15 protein-coding genes are annotated in these 15042 nt (G+C 68.9%); 11 read left to right on the top strand and 4 right to left on the bottom strand.

Translation table 11 applies throughout. The features are described 5' to 3' along the window. On the top strand, nt 1–654 hold a 654-nt coding region (locus ACWIQA_RS10220), incomplete at its 5' end, for a universal stress protein (RefSeq protein ID WP_448582972.1). Nucleotides 655–679: 25 nt separating this feature from the next. Here ACWIQA_RS10220 and ACWIQA_RS10215 read toward each other — a convergent pair. Together ACWIQA_RS10215 and ACWIQA_RS10210 are read right to left on the bottom strand one after the other, a co-directional pair. Further along, the gene (locus ACWIQA_RS10215; RefSeq protein WP_448582971.1) at nt 680–1693 is read right to left on the bottom strand and encodes an SO2930 family diheme c-type cytochrome; all 1014 of its coding nucleotides are present in this window, start codon (nt 1691–1693) and stop codon (nt 680–682) included. Nucleotides 1694–1698: 5 nt separating this feature from the next. Beyond that, nucleotides 1699–2925, bottom strand: a complete 1227-nt coding sequence (locus tag ACWIQA_RS10210; protein ID WP_448582970.1) for a parallel beta-helix domain-containing protein — start codon at nt 2923–2925, stop codon at nt 1699–1701. Nucleotides 2926–3019: 94 nt separating this feature from the next. On the opposite strand from ACWIQA_RS10210, the gene ACWIQA_RS10205 reads away from it, so the two are divergent. The 3 genes from ACWIQA_RS10205 to ACWIQA_RS10195 are packed head-to-tail and all read left to right on the top strand — an operon-like array spanning nt 3020 to nt 6083. Further along, nucleotides 3020–4105: a sulfotransferase family protein gene (locus ACWIQA_RS10205; protein WP_448582969.1), complete on the top strand. Its 1086-nt coding sequence runs from the start codon at nt 3020–3022 to the stop codon at nt 4103–4105. After that, nucleotides 4075–5118, top strand: a complete 1044-nt coding sequence (locus tag ACWIQA_RS10200) for a hypothetical protein (protein ID WP_448582968.1) — start codon at nt 4075–4077, stop codon at nt 5116–5118. Before ACWIQA_RS10205 ends, ACWIQA_RS10200 begins: the two co-directional genes overlap by 31 nt. Beyond that, nucleotides 5115–6083 (top strand): NAD-dependent epimerase/dehydratase family protein, encoded by a 969-nt coding sequence (locus tag ACWIQA_RS10195; RefSeq protein WP_448582967.1) that lies wholly within the window; start codon nt 5115–5117, stop codon nt 6081–6083. The genes ACWIQA_RS10200 and ACWIQA_RS10195 overlap by 4 nt, the downstream gene beginning before the upstream one ends. Here ACWIQA_RS10195 and ACWIQA_RS10190 read toward each other — a convergent pair. Continuing rightward, on the bottom strand, nt 6068–7234 hold the full coding sequence (locus ACWIQA_RS10190) for a glycosyltransferase (RefSeq protein WP_448582966.1): 1167 nt from the start codon (nt 7232–7234) through the stop codon (nt 6068–6070). The two genes, ACWIQA_RS10195 and ACWIQA_RS10190, sit on opposite strands and share 16 nt — an antisense overlap. Between ACWIQA_RS10190 and ACWIQA_RS10185 the strand changes: the two genes are divergently transcribed. The 6 genes from ACWIQA_RS10185 to msrB are packed head-to-tail and all read left to right on the top strand — an operon-like array spanning nt 7233 to nt 13341. Further along, a complete protein-coding gene (locus ACWIQA_RS10185) occupies nt 7233–8165 on the top strand; it encodes a squalene/phytoene synthase family protein (RefSeq protein ID WP_448582973.1) in 933 nt (310 codons plus the stop codon). The two genes, ACWIQA_RS10190 and ACWIQA_RS10185, sit on opposite strands and share 2 nt — an antisense overlap. Beyond that, a complete protein-coding gene (locus tag ACWIQA_RS10180) occupies nt 8162–9058 on the top strand; it encodes a squalene/phytoene synthase family protein (RefSeq protein WP_448582965.1) in 897 nt (298 codons plus the stop codon). Before ACWIQA_RS10185 ends, ACWIQA_RS10180 begins: the two co-directional genes overlap by 4 nt. After that, entirely contained in the window at nt 9019–10344 is a 1326-nt protein-coding gene (gene hpnE / locus ACWIQA_RS10175) for a hydroxysqualene dehydroxylase HpnE (RefSeq protein WP_448582964.1), read from the top strand. Before ACWIQA_RS10180 ends, hpnE begins: the two co-directional genes overlap by 40 nt. Continuing rightward, nucleotides 10341–12290 carry a squalene--hopene cyclase gene (gene shc, locus ACWIQA_RS10170; protein WP_448582963.1) on the top strand — a complete coding sequence of 650 codons (1950 nt, stop codon included), beginning with the start codon at nt 10341–10343 and terminating at the stop codon, nt 12288–12290. The genes hpnE and shc overlap by 4 nt, the downstream gene beginning before the upstream one ends. Beyond that, complete coding sequence (locus ACWIQA_RS10165; RefSeq protein ID WP_448582962.1) at nt 12278–12931, top strand: phosphorylase family protein; 654 nt, start codon at nt 12278–12280, stop codon at nt 12929–12931. The genes shc and ACWIQA_RS10165 overlap by 13 nt, the downstream gene beginning before the upstream one ends. Beyond that, nucleotides 12931–13341, top strand: a complete 411-nt coding sequence (gene msrB, locus ACWIQA_RS10160) for a peptide-methionine (R)-S-oxide reductase MsrB (protein WP_448582961.1) — start codon at nt 12931–12933, stop codon at nt 13339–13341. Before ACWIQA_RS10165 ends, msrB begins: the two co-directional genes overlap by 1 nt. Nucleotides 13342–13647: 306 nt before the next feature. On the opposite strand, the gene ACWIQA_RS10155 is transcribed toward msrB, so the two are convergent. Next, the gene (locus tag ACWIQA_RS10155) at nt 13648–14802 is read right to left on the bottom strand and encodes a 3-hydroxyacyl-CoA dehydrogenase family protein (RefSeq protein WP_448582960.1); all 1155 of its coding nucleotides are present in this window, start codon (nt 14800–14802) and stop codon (nt 13648–13650) included. A 53-nt stretch (nt 14803–14855) separates the two neighbouring features. Here ACWIQA_RS10155 and nadA point away from each other — a divergent pair. After that, the coding region (gene nadA / locus ACWIQA_RS10150) for a quinolinate synthase NadA (RefSeq protein ID WP_448582959.1) at nt 14856–15042 on the top strand (187 nt) is incomplete at its 3' end.

The following is a 15042-nucleotide window of genomic DNA, read 5'->3' as shown; positions in this document are numbered from 1 at the left end:
GGTGCAGCGCTTGTCGCCGAACTCATCGAACAGGAAGCCAGGATCGGCCGCGAGGTGCGGGAAAGGCTGGAAGCGCGCCTTGCCAAGGAAGATGTGCCCTTCAGCTGGGCGGAAGCCATCGGCGAGCCGGCCGACATGCTGATCGAGGCGGCAAGCCTCGAGGATCTCATCGTCATGAGCCTCGGGAAGGCGGGCACCGCGCCGCAGGCCTCGGTCGCCGAAGTGGTGGTGCGTGCCGACACGCCGGTGCTTGCCGTGCCCGAAGGCCATGTGGGGTTCGATCCCTCGAGGCCCGCCATCGTCGCCTGGAAGCCAACGGCCGAAAGCGCCAAGGCCGTGCGCGCTTCCATTCCCTTCCTCGCCATGTCGGAATCGGTCACCATCCTCGTGGTCGATCCCGAAACCGGCACCGATCTCCCCCCGACGGACGCCGCGGCCTATCTGTCGCGCAACGGCATTTCCTCCGAAGTCATGACCCGCCATTCGGGGCCCGGCGGGGTGTCGGGCACGCTCATCGCGACGGCGCAGGAACTGGGCGCCGGCTATATGGTGATGGGGGCCTACAGCCGGTCGCGCACCATCCAGTTGCTGATGGGCGGCGTCACGCGCGATTTCCTCGAACAGAGCCCGCTGCCCCTGCTCATGGCCCACTGACCGGGGCGCCCAGGCTTCCGCGCCCTCAGGGCTTCAGCCCCGCAATCCAGGCGCGCACAAGGGCAATCCCCTCTGGGTCGGGAAGCGTCCGCCCCAGTTCGGGCATCATCACGCCGGGCTCGGTCGATTCCATCCTGAACAAGAGGATGGAGCGCGCAGGGCGTCCGGGGTCAATCGCGAAACTGTGGCCGCCGCTGCCGCGCCCGGCGGCGACCGGCCGCCTGCCGATCCCGATCGCCACCGGGTCCTGTTCCTCCCAGTCAAGGAAAAGCCCGCTGTTCGAGGCACTTCCCTGCCGGCGATGGCAATGGCCGCAATTGGCGTCGAGATAGGCCCGCGCCCGCGCTTCGACCGGCGCCGCCACATCCGCCACGCGAGGAACGGGCGCGCGCACCGGCATGGCCTGCGTGCCTAGCAACAGCCCCAGGGCCGCCAGCCGCGCCAGATCGCCGGTCGCCACCAGGTTCCTCGCCTTCACCCCCAGCGGCATCAGCGCGCCACCTTCCGCATGGCAGCCCTTGCACTGGTTCACATTGGGCACCTGCCAGCCCAGCGAGAAGACCTGCCCTCCTGCTGCAAAACGCACCGGAACGCGTGCGCCAGCGCGGCGGAGATAGGCCTCGCGGCCGTCCGCGTCCCAGACATAGGGAAGCGCAACCCAGCCGGACTCGCGGCGGACAAGGAGGCGGGTTTCGATCGTGACAGCAGGCCCGGCCGCCGAGGCAGGATATCCGAAACTCTTCACGAGCACAGTGCCGACAGGAAAGACAAGGAGACCGTCGCCGACAAGGCGGGCGCGTGTGCCAGGCGGCAGGGCGATCCCGCGCGCCTTGTCCGCATGGTCGGAAAACAGCGGCGCCGCAACGGCATAAGGCACCACACCGGGGGCAAGGCGCTTGGCGCCCATGTCGGCAAAGAGGCCGGTTGCCGAAAGCGTCGCGGGCGGCGTCTCAGCTGCGAGGGCCGCAAAGCCGATGGCAGCCGCAGCCGGTGCAGCGGCACACCAGAGCACAGCAAGCCAGGCAAAGCGCCAGCGCATGGCCCCTAGCGGGCGAGGCCCGGCTGGTCCGCCGGGAGGATGACCGGCGGGGGCTCGGGCGGGGGGACGGCGGAGGGCGGCGCCTTGGGGGCCGGCCGTGCGGCCGTGGGCGGCGCTCCGGCAACGCCCAGATTGAGCGTAATGGCCGGCATGTCGAAGTGGATATGGACAGGATCGCGCACTTCGCGACCGCCGCTCCGATACCGGTCGACTCCATCCCAAAGGCCAGGCGGGAGGGTGCCGCCAACAGCTGCGGCAATCTCCCGGCCGCCGGGGAAGGCGGGGGCGAAGCCGTTGCGCCCAAGCCGGTTGCCGCGCACCACCACGTCGCGCGGGAGGGGGTTGTAGCCCTCGCTCTCGAAGGGTTGCGAATAGGCGATGACCATGAAGGCCGCACTCCCATTGCCGCTGACCTCATTATCGAAGACATGGACGTTGCGATTGGCCATCACCATGATGCCCGTGCCCACGGGAACGGAGGCGACGATATTGCCTGGGGGTGCGAAATTCGGCGTGTCATTGTCGATGACCCGGTTGGCGAAGATGCGTGTCGAATGTCCGCCCATGATCGGCAGGTTAGGAAGGTCGAAGACGAGGATCCCGCCGGTGTTGTGGCGCACGGTGTTGCCGAAGACATCGGCGTGCATGCTGTTCTCGATCTCGATTCCCGCCACATTATATTCCGCAATACTGTCACGGACGATAATGTTGCGCGATTGCCCCACATAGATGCCAGCATCCGAGGCGCCGCGAACCGTCACCCGCTCGATGAGGACATTGGTGGATGAGACCGGATAGACTCCATAGGCACCGTTCTCCGCCCTGGGGTCGCCGCTCCAGAAGACTTCCAGGTCCTGGAAGGTCACCCGGTCCGACCCCTTGGACTTGATTCCGTCGCCCTTGGTGTCGCGGATGGTGAGGTTGCGGACGAGCACGCGGTCTGAGGTGACAAGAAGGCCCTCACCGGCACTGTCCTGGCGCGCGAAGTCAAGAATGGTCTTGCCCTTGCCTGCGCCTTCAACGGTCACGCCCGAGACATCGAGCGAGAGGCCTGTCGTGAAGGCGTATGTGCCAGCCGCAAAACGCACGGTGTCGCCAGGCCTTGCATCGATGAGGGCTTCCTGCGCCCGTTCGCCGGCATTGGGGCCCGGCGCGATGAGCAGCACACGCCCCAGAGGGGCAGCCCCTGCAAGCAGCAGCCCCGCGAGCACAAGTCCAGCGATCCTTCCCATCCGCTCCTCCCGTCCGGCAGCAAGCCTGCGCTTGCTCTGCGCCGTTGTCCAGATGCATCCCAGCGGCTAGGCCTGTCGGGACCAGGAGAAGAGATTGGCGCATCCCTTGAGCGGGGCAGGGTGGAATGTGCTCGCGCGCGTGTGCGCGGAGGCCGGCGCGCCTGTGCCACGTGCGCGTCTCCTCCCCATTGTCGCCGCAATCCTTGGCCGGCTGCCCTTCACCCTCCTGGAGAAGGTCCTGACAGCCACGCGCGTGCCACCGCTTGCAGCGCTGCCGCCGCCGCTTGTCATCCTCGGCCACTGGCGTTCCGGCACAACCCATCTCGTCAACATGCTTGGCCAGGGCGACTTTGCCTATGCGCCGCCGGTGTCGGTCGGGATGCCCTTCGAAATGCTGACACTTGGGCGCCTGCTGAAGCCAATGCTTGAGCGCGCGCTGCCGGAAGGCCGCTTCATCGACCAGGTGGCCGTCACGCCCACAAGCCCGCAGGAAGACGAGATCGCGATCGCCAACATGTCGGCCATCTCCTTCTATCATGGCATTTATTTCCCCGCCGCCTGCGACAAGTTCGTCAACCGCGGGCTCTTCTTCGATGGCGCAAGCGAAGCCGACATCGCCGCGTGGGCACAGGCCTTCACGCTCTTTACCCGCAAGGTCAGCTGGGCGGCGGGGTGCAAGCCAGCGCTCATCAAGAACCCCGTCTACACGGCCCGCCCGGCCATGCTGAAGGCGCTGCTGCCGGGCGCGAAGTTCATCCACATCCATCGCGATCCCTATGCCGTCTTCTTCTCGATGCGGAACTTCTGGGCAAAGCTGTTCCAGGCGCTCGCGCTCCAGCCCTTTGCCCATGTCGACATCGACGAGCTGGTGCTCACGGTCTACGCTCGCATGATGACAGCGTTCGAGGAAGAGGCTCGTGGCTGGGCCGCGCCCGATTTTGTCGAAGTGGCCTATGGCGACCTCGACGCCCGGCCGTTGGAGACGGTGGAGCGCATCTACGAGGCGCTGGAGCTTCCCGGCTTTGCTGCCGCCCGACCGAAGATGGCCGCCTATCTTGCGACGGTTGCGCGCTATGAGAAGAACCGGTTTCGCGCCGATCCTGAGGCGGTTGCCAAGGTTTCGGCGCGCTGGGCGCCCTGGATTGCGCGATGGGGCGACGCCAGGCCTTCGGCCGCCTGAGCCTCATCCTGTTGGCTGCACTTGTCGCCAGCTGCGCGGGCGAGCCTGCTGAGCGCGCGCGCTTTCCTCTTGCAGATTGCCGGGTCGCCGCCGTCCGCGATGCCAAGAGCGGCGCCGCCATAGCCGGAATCGAGGACATCGCGCTTGCCCAAAACCAGCTCATCCTTTCCGCCCATGATCGCCTGGCGGTGCGGCGGGCCCGGCCGGGCGAGGCCGTGCCCGAAGGCGGGCTCTGGACGCTGCCGCTCGCCGGGCTTGCCGGGCCGGCGCCAGCGGCGGTGCGGCTCCTTCCCGAGGGGAGCGTCGCCGGCGGCCTGCGCCCGCACGGGCTTGCCGCAGAGGGCAGGCGCCTTGCCGTCGTCAACCGCCGGATGAGGCCCGATGGCAGGCTCGACCCTGTTGTGCTCGAGCTCGACCTTTCCGGCCCCCGGGCGCGCGTCGGCGCAATCCTGCGCGGGCCCGGCTTCTGCGCCTTGAACGATGTCGCCTTCTGGCAGGGCGAGGTGCTGGCAACGCGAGACCGCAACCGCTGCCCGCGGAGCCTGCTGGGCGAACTCTTCGTGCGCGCCGACAGCGGCAGCCTCCTGGCGCTGGGAGACGCGGGTGCGCGGGTGCTGGCCGACGGTCTTGCCTTTGCCAACGGGGTGGCCGTGCTTCCCGATGGCACCATCGCCGTTGCCGAGACACGCGGGCGCCGGGTGCGCCTGTCCAACGGGCGGCAGCTTGCCGTGCCAGGCCATCCTGACAACTTGACGGTGTCGGAAGACGGCATGCTGGTGGTCGGAGTCATCCCGAGCCTGTGGCGCTTTGGCCTGCATCTCCTGGGCCAGCGGGCGCGTGCGCCAGCGCGCGTGGTCGCGCTCGATCCAGCCTCGGGCGCGGTCACGTGGCTGTTCGACGATCCCGAAGGGCGGCTCCTGCCCGGCGTGACGGTCGCCCTGCTCGCCGATGGCATGCTGGTGGCCGGGGCGGTGCGGGCGCCGGGCCTCCTCGTCTGTGGGAGGCGGGCATGAGGCGGCTGCTGGTGACGGGTGCAGGCGGGTTCCTCGGCGGCCATCTCTGCCGGCTGGCAAGCGCGCGCGGCTTCGAGGTGGTGGGGCTCGACCTGCGCTTTCCGCAAAGGTTCCCCCACCGGGCGCTGACTGGCTCTGTCACAAAGGCCGCCGATGTCGCAGCAGCAATGGCGGGGGCCGATTGCGTCATCCACGCAGCCGCCGTCACAAGCCTTTCCACTCCCGCCCGTGCCAATTGGTTCGCCGTCAACCTCGACGGCACCCGGCAGGTGGCAGCCGCAGCGCAGGCGGCGGGCGCGCGAATGGTGCTGGTCTCCTCCTTCACGACGCTGGTTGCAGGTGCGCGCGGCGAGCGGCGGCAGGTGGACGAGGCGCTCGAGCTGCCGCCTGCCGCGCTCATGGGGGGCTATCCCGCCTCCAAGCGAATGGCCGAGCTTGCCGTGCTCGCTGAAGTCGAGCGCGGGCTCGATGCCGTCATCGTGCTCCCGACAGCCCCCGTCGGCCCTGGCGACCGGGGGCCGACTGCGCCAATGCGCCTTCTGCGCGATCTCGTCGCCGGGCGGCTTCCCGCGATCCTCGAGGCGCGGATGAACCTGGTCGCCGTCGAAGCGCTTGCCGAAGGCGTGCTCGCAGCCCTGGAGCAGGGCGCGCGCGGCAAGCGCTACCTGCTCGGAGGCGACAATGTCTGGCTTTCCGAGATCGCCGCCGAAGTCGCAGAGCTCTCCCGCGTCCGCGCCCCCAGGCTGCGCGTGCCCTACGCGCTCGCCTGGGCTGCGGGCCTTGCAAGCGAGCTTAAGGCCGCTCTCACAGGCAGCGAGGCCGGTGCCCCCTTGACTGGCATCAGGCTTGCCGGCCGGCCTCTGGATTTCCTCTCGGAGCGCGCCCGCGCCGAGCTCGGCTTCAACCCGCCCGGCTGGCGCGAGACCGTGGCTGCGGCCGTCGCTGCGGTTCAGGCGGCAGGATAGGTGCGGCCTTTCCACTGGCCACCGCGCCCTCGCCAGTGGCGCAGGGCAGAGAGCGCTGTGAAGCCCGCATAGAAGGCCGCAGCCAGCGGCAAGGTGAGCGCAACGATGGGCGAGAGGCCGCAGTAGCGCAGCGTTGGCACGTAGGTGAAGGTCATGAGCGCCCAGGCAAGCATGGCCAAGACAGCGGCAGTCCCATTGCCATGGAGCGGCCAGGCGAGCGCCACCAAGGGGGGCACGAGATAGACAAGGGCAAGGCCAGCAAGCGTTGCAAGAAGCAAGAGGGGCGAGTGGCGGAGCTGGGCAAACGCCGTGCGGGCAACCATGTCGCGCACGCTTCGAAAGGCCCGGTTGTCGCGCAGACTCAAGGCGGAGGCGAAATCATCGGCAAGCACGAGCGCAATCGCGCGGCGGGGTGGGCCAGACTTGACGAGGGCAGCAAGCGTGCAGTCGTCGATGAGGGCGCCCCTGAGTGCTGCGAAGCCGCCGATTTCGGCCAGAACCTTCCGGCGGAGCAGCACCACGCCACCGGCAGCACCAGCGATCCGGCTTCGGGGGGAATTCACTGCCGCGAAGGGGTAGAGCTTCTGGAAGAAGTAGAGAAAGGCCGGAATGAGGAGCCCGCCCCAAAAGCCCCGGCAGTCAAGCCGGGCCATGACCGAGAGCAGGGCGAGATCCGCTGCTTCGGCGCGGGCGACGAGGCGGGCGAGAAGCTCGGGGCCGTGGCGGATGTCGGCATCCGTCAAGAGGAGCCAGCGCGCGCCGGGGGCGTGGATGGCGGCGGCCTCAAGCGCGGTCTCAAGCGCCCAGAGCTTGCCCGTCCAGCCCGGCGGCAGCGGCGTGCCCGGCACCAGGTGGAAGGGCCGGGCCCCACTGGCAGCAGCGGCGCGGGCACGCTCGGCAGTGCCATCGGTTGAGCCGTCGTCGACGAGGATGAGGGACAGGTCTCCAGGATAGGTGGAGGCCATGTGCGCTGTGACCACCTCGCCCACCTGCGCCGCCTCGTTCCGCGCGGGCACCAGGACGGCAACTTCGGGCCATTGCGCCGGGGCGGGCGCTGGGGCGAGCCGCTCGCGCGTGCGCCAGAAGCCGTGGCGGAAGCCCGCGAGATAGGTCCAGGCAAGGAGGCTCAGGACGGCAAGCGTGAACGCCATGGAAGGGCCATGGCCGGCCCGGGGTGGGATGCGCAAGTCCGGCTTTCCCGGGGCCGGCGGCGGCGGCTATGGGGTGGCCATGGATGTCTTCAGGGACAGCGACATCGAAGCCTCGAGCGGCAAGGGCGCAGGCGATGAAAATTTCCCGGTCGGCTCGCGGCTGGTCGCGCCGCACCTGCGCCCGCACGTTCGCACCTACTATGCCTTTGCCCGCGCGGCCGATGACATTGCCGACTGCCCGGCGCTGCCCCCGGCCGAGAAGATCCGCCGGCTCGATGCCCTTGAAGCCGTGCTCGAGGGGCGCGCCACGGGCCTTGCCAAGGCCGAGGCCTTGCGGGCGAGCCTTGCTGCAACCGGCATTCACCCCGCGCGGGCGACGGATCTCCTCATTGCCTTCCGGGCGGACGCGGTGAAGTCCCGCTATAAGAGCCTCGGGGAACTCTTCGATTACTGCCGCCATTCGGCCGAGCCCGTGGGGCGCTATCTCCTCGACCTCCATGGCGAGCACCCGGCGCTCTATCCGGCGTCCGACGCGCTCTGCACGGCGTTGCAGATCCTCAACCATCTCCAGGACATGGGTGCAGATCTCGCCCGGCTGGACCGGGCCTATGTGCCGCTGGACTGGCTGGAGGCCGAGGGCGAGACTGTTGCCGCTCTCGGGCAGGACCGCGTCTCGCCAGGCCTCAGGCGGGTGATGGACCGGCTGCTTGCCGAAGTGGATCGGCTGCTCGATGCAGCCGACGCGCTCGCCCAGCTGCGCACCCGCTCGCTCGCTGGCGAGGCCGCAGCCATTCGCGCCCTGGCACGGCGGCTTGCAGCGCGGCTCCGGCGCGAGGATCCGCTTGCCGCCCGGGTTGCGTTGTCGCGGGGGGATTTCGCTGCCGCCTTGGGTCGGGGCCTTGTCACTGGCCTGTTCCGGCGGGCGGCATGACGGCCCTTGCAAGCCTGATGCCGCAGCCGGCCGCAGGCGACCCGGCGGCGCTCGCGCGCGCCATCACAAAAGCCTCGGGCACCAGTTTCGGCCCTGGCATGGCGATCCTGCCGCGTGCGAGGCGCGAGGCAATGCACGCGGTCTATGCCTTCTGCCGGATGGTCGATGACATTGCCGACGGCCCCTTCGCGCGGGCAGACAAGCATGCCGCACTTGCAGCCTGGCGCCGCGAGATCCGCGCGCTCTATGCCGGCAATCCGGCAAGCGGCATCGGCCATGCGCTCCTTCCTGGCGTGCGTGCCTTCGCCCTGCCGCAGGCGGAATTTGATCTCTTGATCGAGGGCATGGCAATGGATGCCGACGGCCCGATCGTGGCGCCCTTGCGGGCCACTCTCAAGCGCTACACCCGGCGTGTGGCAGGCGCGGTCGGAGCGCTTTCGATCCGCATCTTCGGCGCCTTCATGGGGCCCATCTCCGACCGCTTCGCCCTCGCCCTCGGGGATGCCTTCCAGCTCACCAACATCCTGCGCGACATCGAGGCGGATGCTGCCATTGGCCGGCTGTATCTCCCGGCCGACTTGCTCGAGGCGCATGGCATTCCCATGGACCCGGCTCGCGTTGCCGGCCATCCGGCGCTGCCAGCGCTTGCGCGCGAGCTCGGGGCGGAAGCGCGCGCCTGCTACGACGAGGCGCGCCGGCTAGCGCCAGCCCATTCGCGGCTGCGGCTGGCGCCAGCGCTCGTCATGATGGGCGCCTATGAGGCCTATCTTGACCGGATGGAGGCGCTTGCCTGGGCGCGGCCGCTCCCCCAGCCGCTGCTCGGGAAGCGCCAGAAGCTGGTCAGGGGCCTTGCGTGCGCGCTGTTCGGGCCTGGAGCGCCGCCCAGCCCATGAAAGCGACAGCGCATGTGGTAGGTGCCGGCCTTGCCGGCCTCTCGGCTGCGCTCGCGCTCCTCGAGGCTGGCTGGCACGTCATCCTTTGGGAAAGCGCGCGCCAGGCCGGCGGGCGATGCCGCAGCTACCATGACCCGAAGCTCGGGTGCCAGATCGACAACGGCAACCATCTCGTCCTCTCCGGCAATCGTTCCGTCGCGGCCTATCTTGCCCGCGCTGGCGCCTCGGATGCGCTTGTTGCAGCGCCTGCTGCCCATTTCCCCTTTGTGGATCTCGCATCCGCAGAGCGCTGGACCGTCCGGATCAACGATGGGCCCATCCCGTGGTGGCCGCTCTGCCCTGCCCGCCGGCCAGCAGGCGTCGGCGCCAGAGCCTTCCTTTCCGCCCTCCCGCTCCTGTGGGCGGGCCCAGACCAGACCATCGCCGAGGCCGTGCAGCCAGGGGGCCTTGCTGCAAGCCGCTTCTGGGAGCCGATGAGCCTTGCCGTCATGAACCTGCCGCCTTCGCTTGCAAGCGCGCAGCTGATGGCAGCAACGGCACGCGAGGCCTGGCGTGATGGCCGGCTCTGCCGGCCCATGTTTGCGCCCCGGGGCCTTGGCCCGGCACTCATCGCACCAGCGCTCGATGCTCTCCAGCGCGCGGGCGCAGAGCTGCGGTTCGCAGCCCAGGTCAAGGGGCTGGTGGCAGAAGGCGGCCGCGTGACAGCGCTCCATGTCGCTGGCGAGACGGTGCCGCTTGCGCCAGGCGATACGCTCGTCCTCGCCGTGCCGCCAGCGCGGCTCAATGCGCTGTGGCCGGCAGCGCAAGCGCCAGAAGAGGCCTCCTCGATCCTCAACGCCCATTTCCGCCTTCCGCAAGCCGTGGCCGGTCCGCCGCTTCTTGGAGTGACAGGTGCGCGCACCCAGTGGATCTTCGTCAAGAGCGAGGTGGTCTCGCTCACCATTTCCGCTGCCGGTTTCGTCGAGGGGACAGACGCGGAAGAGGAGGCCCTGCTCACCCTGCTTTGGGCCGAGACGGTGGCGGCGCTGGGCCTTGCCGAGGACGTCCGTCCCGTTGCCGCACGGCTGGTCCACGAGCGGCGGGCGACCTTTCTCCAGACTCCTGCCAATGTCAGGCGGCGGGCCCGGCCCTTGACAGGGCTTGCCAACCTCGTGCTTGCGGGGGACCATATCGACACTGGCCTGCCGGCGACCATCGAAGGCGCAGTCAGGTCGGGCGAGACCGCAGCCCGGCTGCTGGGGAAGCCCAGCGCCGAGGCAGGTGCGGCATCAGGGAGTGCGCGATGAACATTGCCGTCGCCGGGCCCGTCACTGGCGCCTCGCTCAGCCGCGAGGCGCGCCGGGAGCTCATCCGGGAGCGGGCCGAGAAGCTCTACGCCGTCCGCAAGCCCGACGGGCATATCGTCTTCGACCTCGAGGCCGACACGACCATCCCGGCGGAATATGTGCTGCTTCGCCACTTCCTCGGCGAGGTGGATGGCGAGACCGAGCGGCGGATCGGCCTGTATCTCCGCGCCGAGCAGTCGAGTGATGGCTCCTGGCCGCTGTTCAAGGCCGGCGCCGGCGATTTGTCCGCAACCGTCAAGGCCTATTGGGCGCTGAAGCTCATCGGCGATCCTCCAGATGCGCCGCACATGGTCCGCGCCCGGGATTGGATCCTCGCCCGCGGCGGCGCAGCGAAGGCCAATGTCTTCACCCGGATTTCGCTTGCCCTCTTCGGCCACATCCCCTGGCGCGGCGTGCCGACGATCCCGGTGGAAGTCATGCACCTGCCGCTGTGGTTTCCGTTCCACCTCTCGAAAGTCGCCTACTGGTCGCGGACGGTCATGGTCCCGCTCCTCGTCCTGTGCGCCTTGCGGGCACGCGCCAGGAACCCGACGGGCATTGGGCTTGCTGAACTGTTCCCCGTGCCGCCGGAGCGGGTGCGGCAGTACCAGGTCAATCCCAATGGCACGAAGGTGGGAGAAGCGTTCCTGCTGCTCGACCGGGTGCTGCGCCTGCTCGAGCCGCTGATCCCCGGCCCTATCCGCCGCTCGGCGATCGCCAAGGCCGAGCAGTTCGTGCTCGCGCATCTGAATGGCGAGGATGGCCTTGGTGCCATCTATCCTGCGATGGCGAATGCCGTCATGATGTTCCGCGCCCTCGGCTATCCCGACGACCATCCGGCAATGGCAACAGCCAGGCGGGCGATTGAACGCTTGCAAGTGGAGCGGGGCGACATGGTCTGGTTCCAGCCTTGCGTCTCGCCGGTGTGGGATACGGCGCTCTCCGCCCACGCTCTCCTCGAGACCGGGGACCGCGACGACCCGCGGCTTGTGGGGCTGCTCGACTGGCTCAAGGACCGGCAGATCCTCGACCACCGGGGGGACTGGAAGGTGCGAAGGCCACATGTGCGGCCCGGCGGCTGGGCCTTCCAATATGCCAACCCCGACTACCCGGACGTGGACGATACCGCCGTCGTGGCCATGGCGATGCACCGCCAGGGCGACCCGCGCTACACAGAGGCCATCGAACGCGCCTGCGAGTGGATTGTCGGCATGCAGTCGTCAAACGGCGGCTGGGGCGCGTTCGAGCCGGAGAACGAGCATTTCTATCTCAATGCCATTCCCTTTGCCGACCATGGCGCGCTTCTTGACCCGCCGACGGTCGATGTGACGGCGCGCTGCGTCGGGCTCTTGGCGCAAGTGGACCGCGCGCGCTTTGCCGAGCCGATTGCTCGGGCCCTCGCCTGGATCCGCAGCGAGCAGGAAGCCGACGGCAGCTGGTTCGGCCGCTGGGGCGCCAATTATATCTACGGCACTTGGTCCGTTCTGGTCGCCTTGAAGGCAGCCGGCGTTGACTTTTCGGAGCCCTGGGTCAAGCGCGCAGTCGCCTGGCTCAAGGCGCAGCAGCGCGCTGATGGCGGCTGGGGCGAGGGGCTCGAGACCTATGAGGCCGGGCGGCGCGGCCATGCCATCGAGTCGACCGCAAGCCAGACAGCGTGGGCACTCCTTGGCCTCATGGCGGCAGGCGAAACCGATTCCGCAGAAGTCGCCCGCGGCATCCGCTGGCTCGAGGAGGCGCCGCGCGAGGAGGGCCCGCGCTGGGTGGAGCGCATGTTCACTGGCACCGGCTTCCCCAGGGTCTTCTACTTGAAATACCATGGCTATGCCGCCTTCTTCCCGCTGTGGGCCGTGGCGCGCTACCAGGCCTTGAAGGATTCGAACGCCCGCGACCTGCCGTGGGGCATGTAGGAGTCGTCTGCGGCCTTGCTTCCGAGGCGCAAGCGCTTGGCGTTCCTGCTGCCGTCTCGGGCGCGCGGGCGGCAGCGGCGCAGCGCGAGGCGTCGCGGCTGGCGCGCGAGGGGGCGGCGGCGCTGCTTTCGGTGGGGCTTGCCGGAGCGCTTGCCGAGGGGCTTCAACCCGGGGATCTCCTGGTGCCGGCGCGGGTGGTCGAGGCGGGTGGGCGCACCCATGGGGCGGATGCCGGGCTCGCCGGGGAGCTTGGATTTGTGCTGGATGCGCGGTCGCTGCTCGGCTCGGACAGGCTGGTGGCAAGCGTTGCCGACAAGGCTGCGCTCTTTGCCGCAACCGGCGCGGTGGCGGTCGACATGGAGAGCCACGCCGTTGCGCGTGCGGCGCAGGCTGCCGGCCTCCCCTTTCTCGCGATCCGGGTGATTGCCGACCCGGCGGACACTGCCATCCCGCCTTGCGCCCACAACAGCATCGGGCCAGATGGCCGGGTGAAGGTCGCAGCAACCTTGCGCGCCCTGTTGCGCCGGCCGCAGGATCTGCCCGCGCTCCTCGCGCTCGGCCGGGCTTCGGCCGTGGCCCATGCCCGGTTGCGCGCGCTCGGCCTTGCGCGGGCGCTTGCCAGCCTCCATCTGGCGCCCTGATGGACGACAGCCAGGCCCTCCGCTTCCCGGTCGAATATTCCGAGGAGGAATGGCGCCGGCGTCTTTCGCCCGAGCAGTATCGGGTGATGCGCTGCCATGGCACGGAGCCGCCCGGCTCCTGCGGCCTTCTTGCCGAGAAGCGCCCCGGCACCTTCCGTTGCGCCGGCTGCGGCAATCCCCTGTTCGCCTCTTCTGGCAAGTTCGAGAGCGGCACCGGCTGGCCGAGCTTCGACCGGCCCGTCCCTGGTGCCATCGGCCTTTCGCTCGACACGAGCCACGGCATGATCCGCGAGGAAGTGCATTGCGCCCGCTGCGGCAGCCACCTCGGTCATGTCTTCCCCGACGGCCCGCCGCCGACGGGCCTGCGCTACTGCATCAACGGGGTGGCGCTGGAGTTCGTGCCGGGTTGAATCTGCGGCGCGCCCAGTCTTTCCACTGGCTGATCCACAGGGAGTATGACCCACATGCGGGTCTCCGCTTGCGGACCAGCGGCGCTTCCAGCACACTATCTATTGATCATAAGGGAGCACGTCCCACGACTTGTGGTAGGCGTCCGTCCAGTGATCCCGCAGCCCCCTCTCCACAAGGGCTGCGGTCGCGGGCAACCGCGGGCCCGGCCTGCTGGGGACGGAAGTCCACCACCGTCCCCAGCAGTCCACTTACGGCGATAGTCTCCGGACTGGCGCGGGACAACTCGCAAAATCGGTGACTGCGGACTACCGCACCCCGGCCCAGTACATGATGCCCCCCGTCGCGCGGGGCCAGCCGTAGCCGTTGACCCAGACGACATCGATGTCGCTGGCGCGCTGGGCGATGCCTTCGGCGAGGATTGCTTTCCCCTCCTCGACCATGGGCATGAGCAGGCGGTCGCGCATTTCTGCGGCGCTGTGCTCCCGGGGGGTGCCGCCCTTCTCGGCCACGAAGGCGCGGATGAGCTCCTCCACCACGGGCGAGGGCGTGCGGTTCCTGTCCGCGTCATAGTCGTAGAAGCCCGCCCCCGTCTTCTGGCCGCGGCGGTCCATCTCGCACAGCCGATCACGGATCGTCTCGCCCCGGCTCCTCTCCCGGCTCCAGCCAATGTCAAGGCCAGCCAAATCGCTCATCTGGAACGGACCCATGGGAAAGCCGAAGTCGGTCAACACCCGGTCGACTTCCCAGGGCATCGCGCCCTCCATGAGGAGGGCGTGCGCTGCCTGCTGGCGCTTGGCCAGCATCCGGTTGCCAATGAAGCCATGGCAGACACCGGCAACCACGGGCACCTTCCCTGTCCGCACACCAACTTCGATTGCCGTCTTCAAGACATCGGGCGCCGTCTTGGCGCCGCGGACGATCTCCAGAAGCCGCATCACATTGGCAGGCGAAAAATAGTGCATGCCAAGCACATCCTGCGGCCGGCTGGTGGCTGCGGCAATCGCGTTCACGTCAAGATAGCTCGTGTTGGTGGCGAGGATCGCACCCGGCCTGGCGAGGCGGTCGAGCTCGGCGAACACCTGCTTCTTCAATGCCAGGTCCTCGAACACCGCCTCGATCACGAGATCGCAGCCGGAAAGGGCCGCAAGATCGAGCGCGGGCGAGAGCAGGCCCATGCGCTCTTCCACCTGCCCGGCGGTGAGCTTGCCGCGCGCGGCGGAGCGCTCGTAATTGTTGCGCATCACCCGCATGCCTCGGTCCAGCGCGGCCTCCTCGCGCTCGACGATGGTGACGGGGATGCCGGCATTGAGGAAGGTCATGGCAATGCCACCGCCCATGGTGCCGGCGCCCACCACGCCGACGCGATCGATGGGGCGGGTCGGCACGTCAGGCCCGATGCCGTCCACTTCCCGTGCCTTCACCTCCGCCTCGGCAATGTGCCGCAACGCTTCCCCGCTCATCTTCCCCTCCCGTGCCTCCCTGCCTACATGGGCACCAAGCAGGAGCCTCGACCATGGATGTCGCCCACGCGCAAGACCTTCGGGGGCTCGACCTCCGCGCCGAGATCGACCGGCTGCGGCGGGAGCGCAATGCCGTCATCCTCGCCCATTATTACCAGACGCCGGAGCTTCAGGATCTGGCCGATTTCGTCGGCGACAGCCTCGAGCTCAGCCGCAAGGCCGCCGAGACCGACGCGGACG

The sequence above is a fragment of the Thermaurantiacus sp. genome (assembly GCF_053487655.1).
Note: the sequence above shows the minus strand (reverse complement) of the source record. Positions and strands in the feature narration are given on the sequence as shown.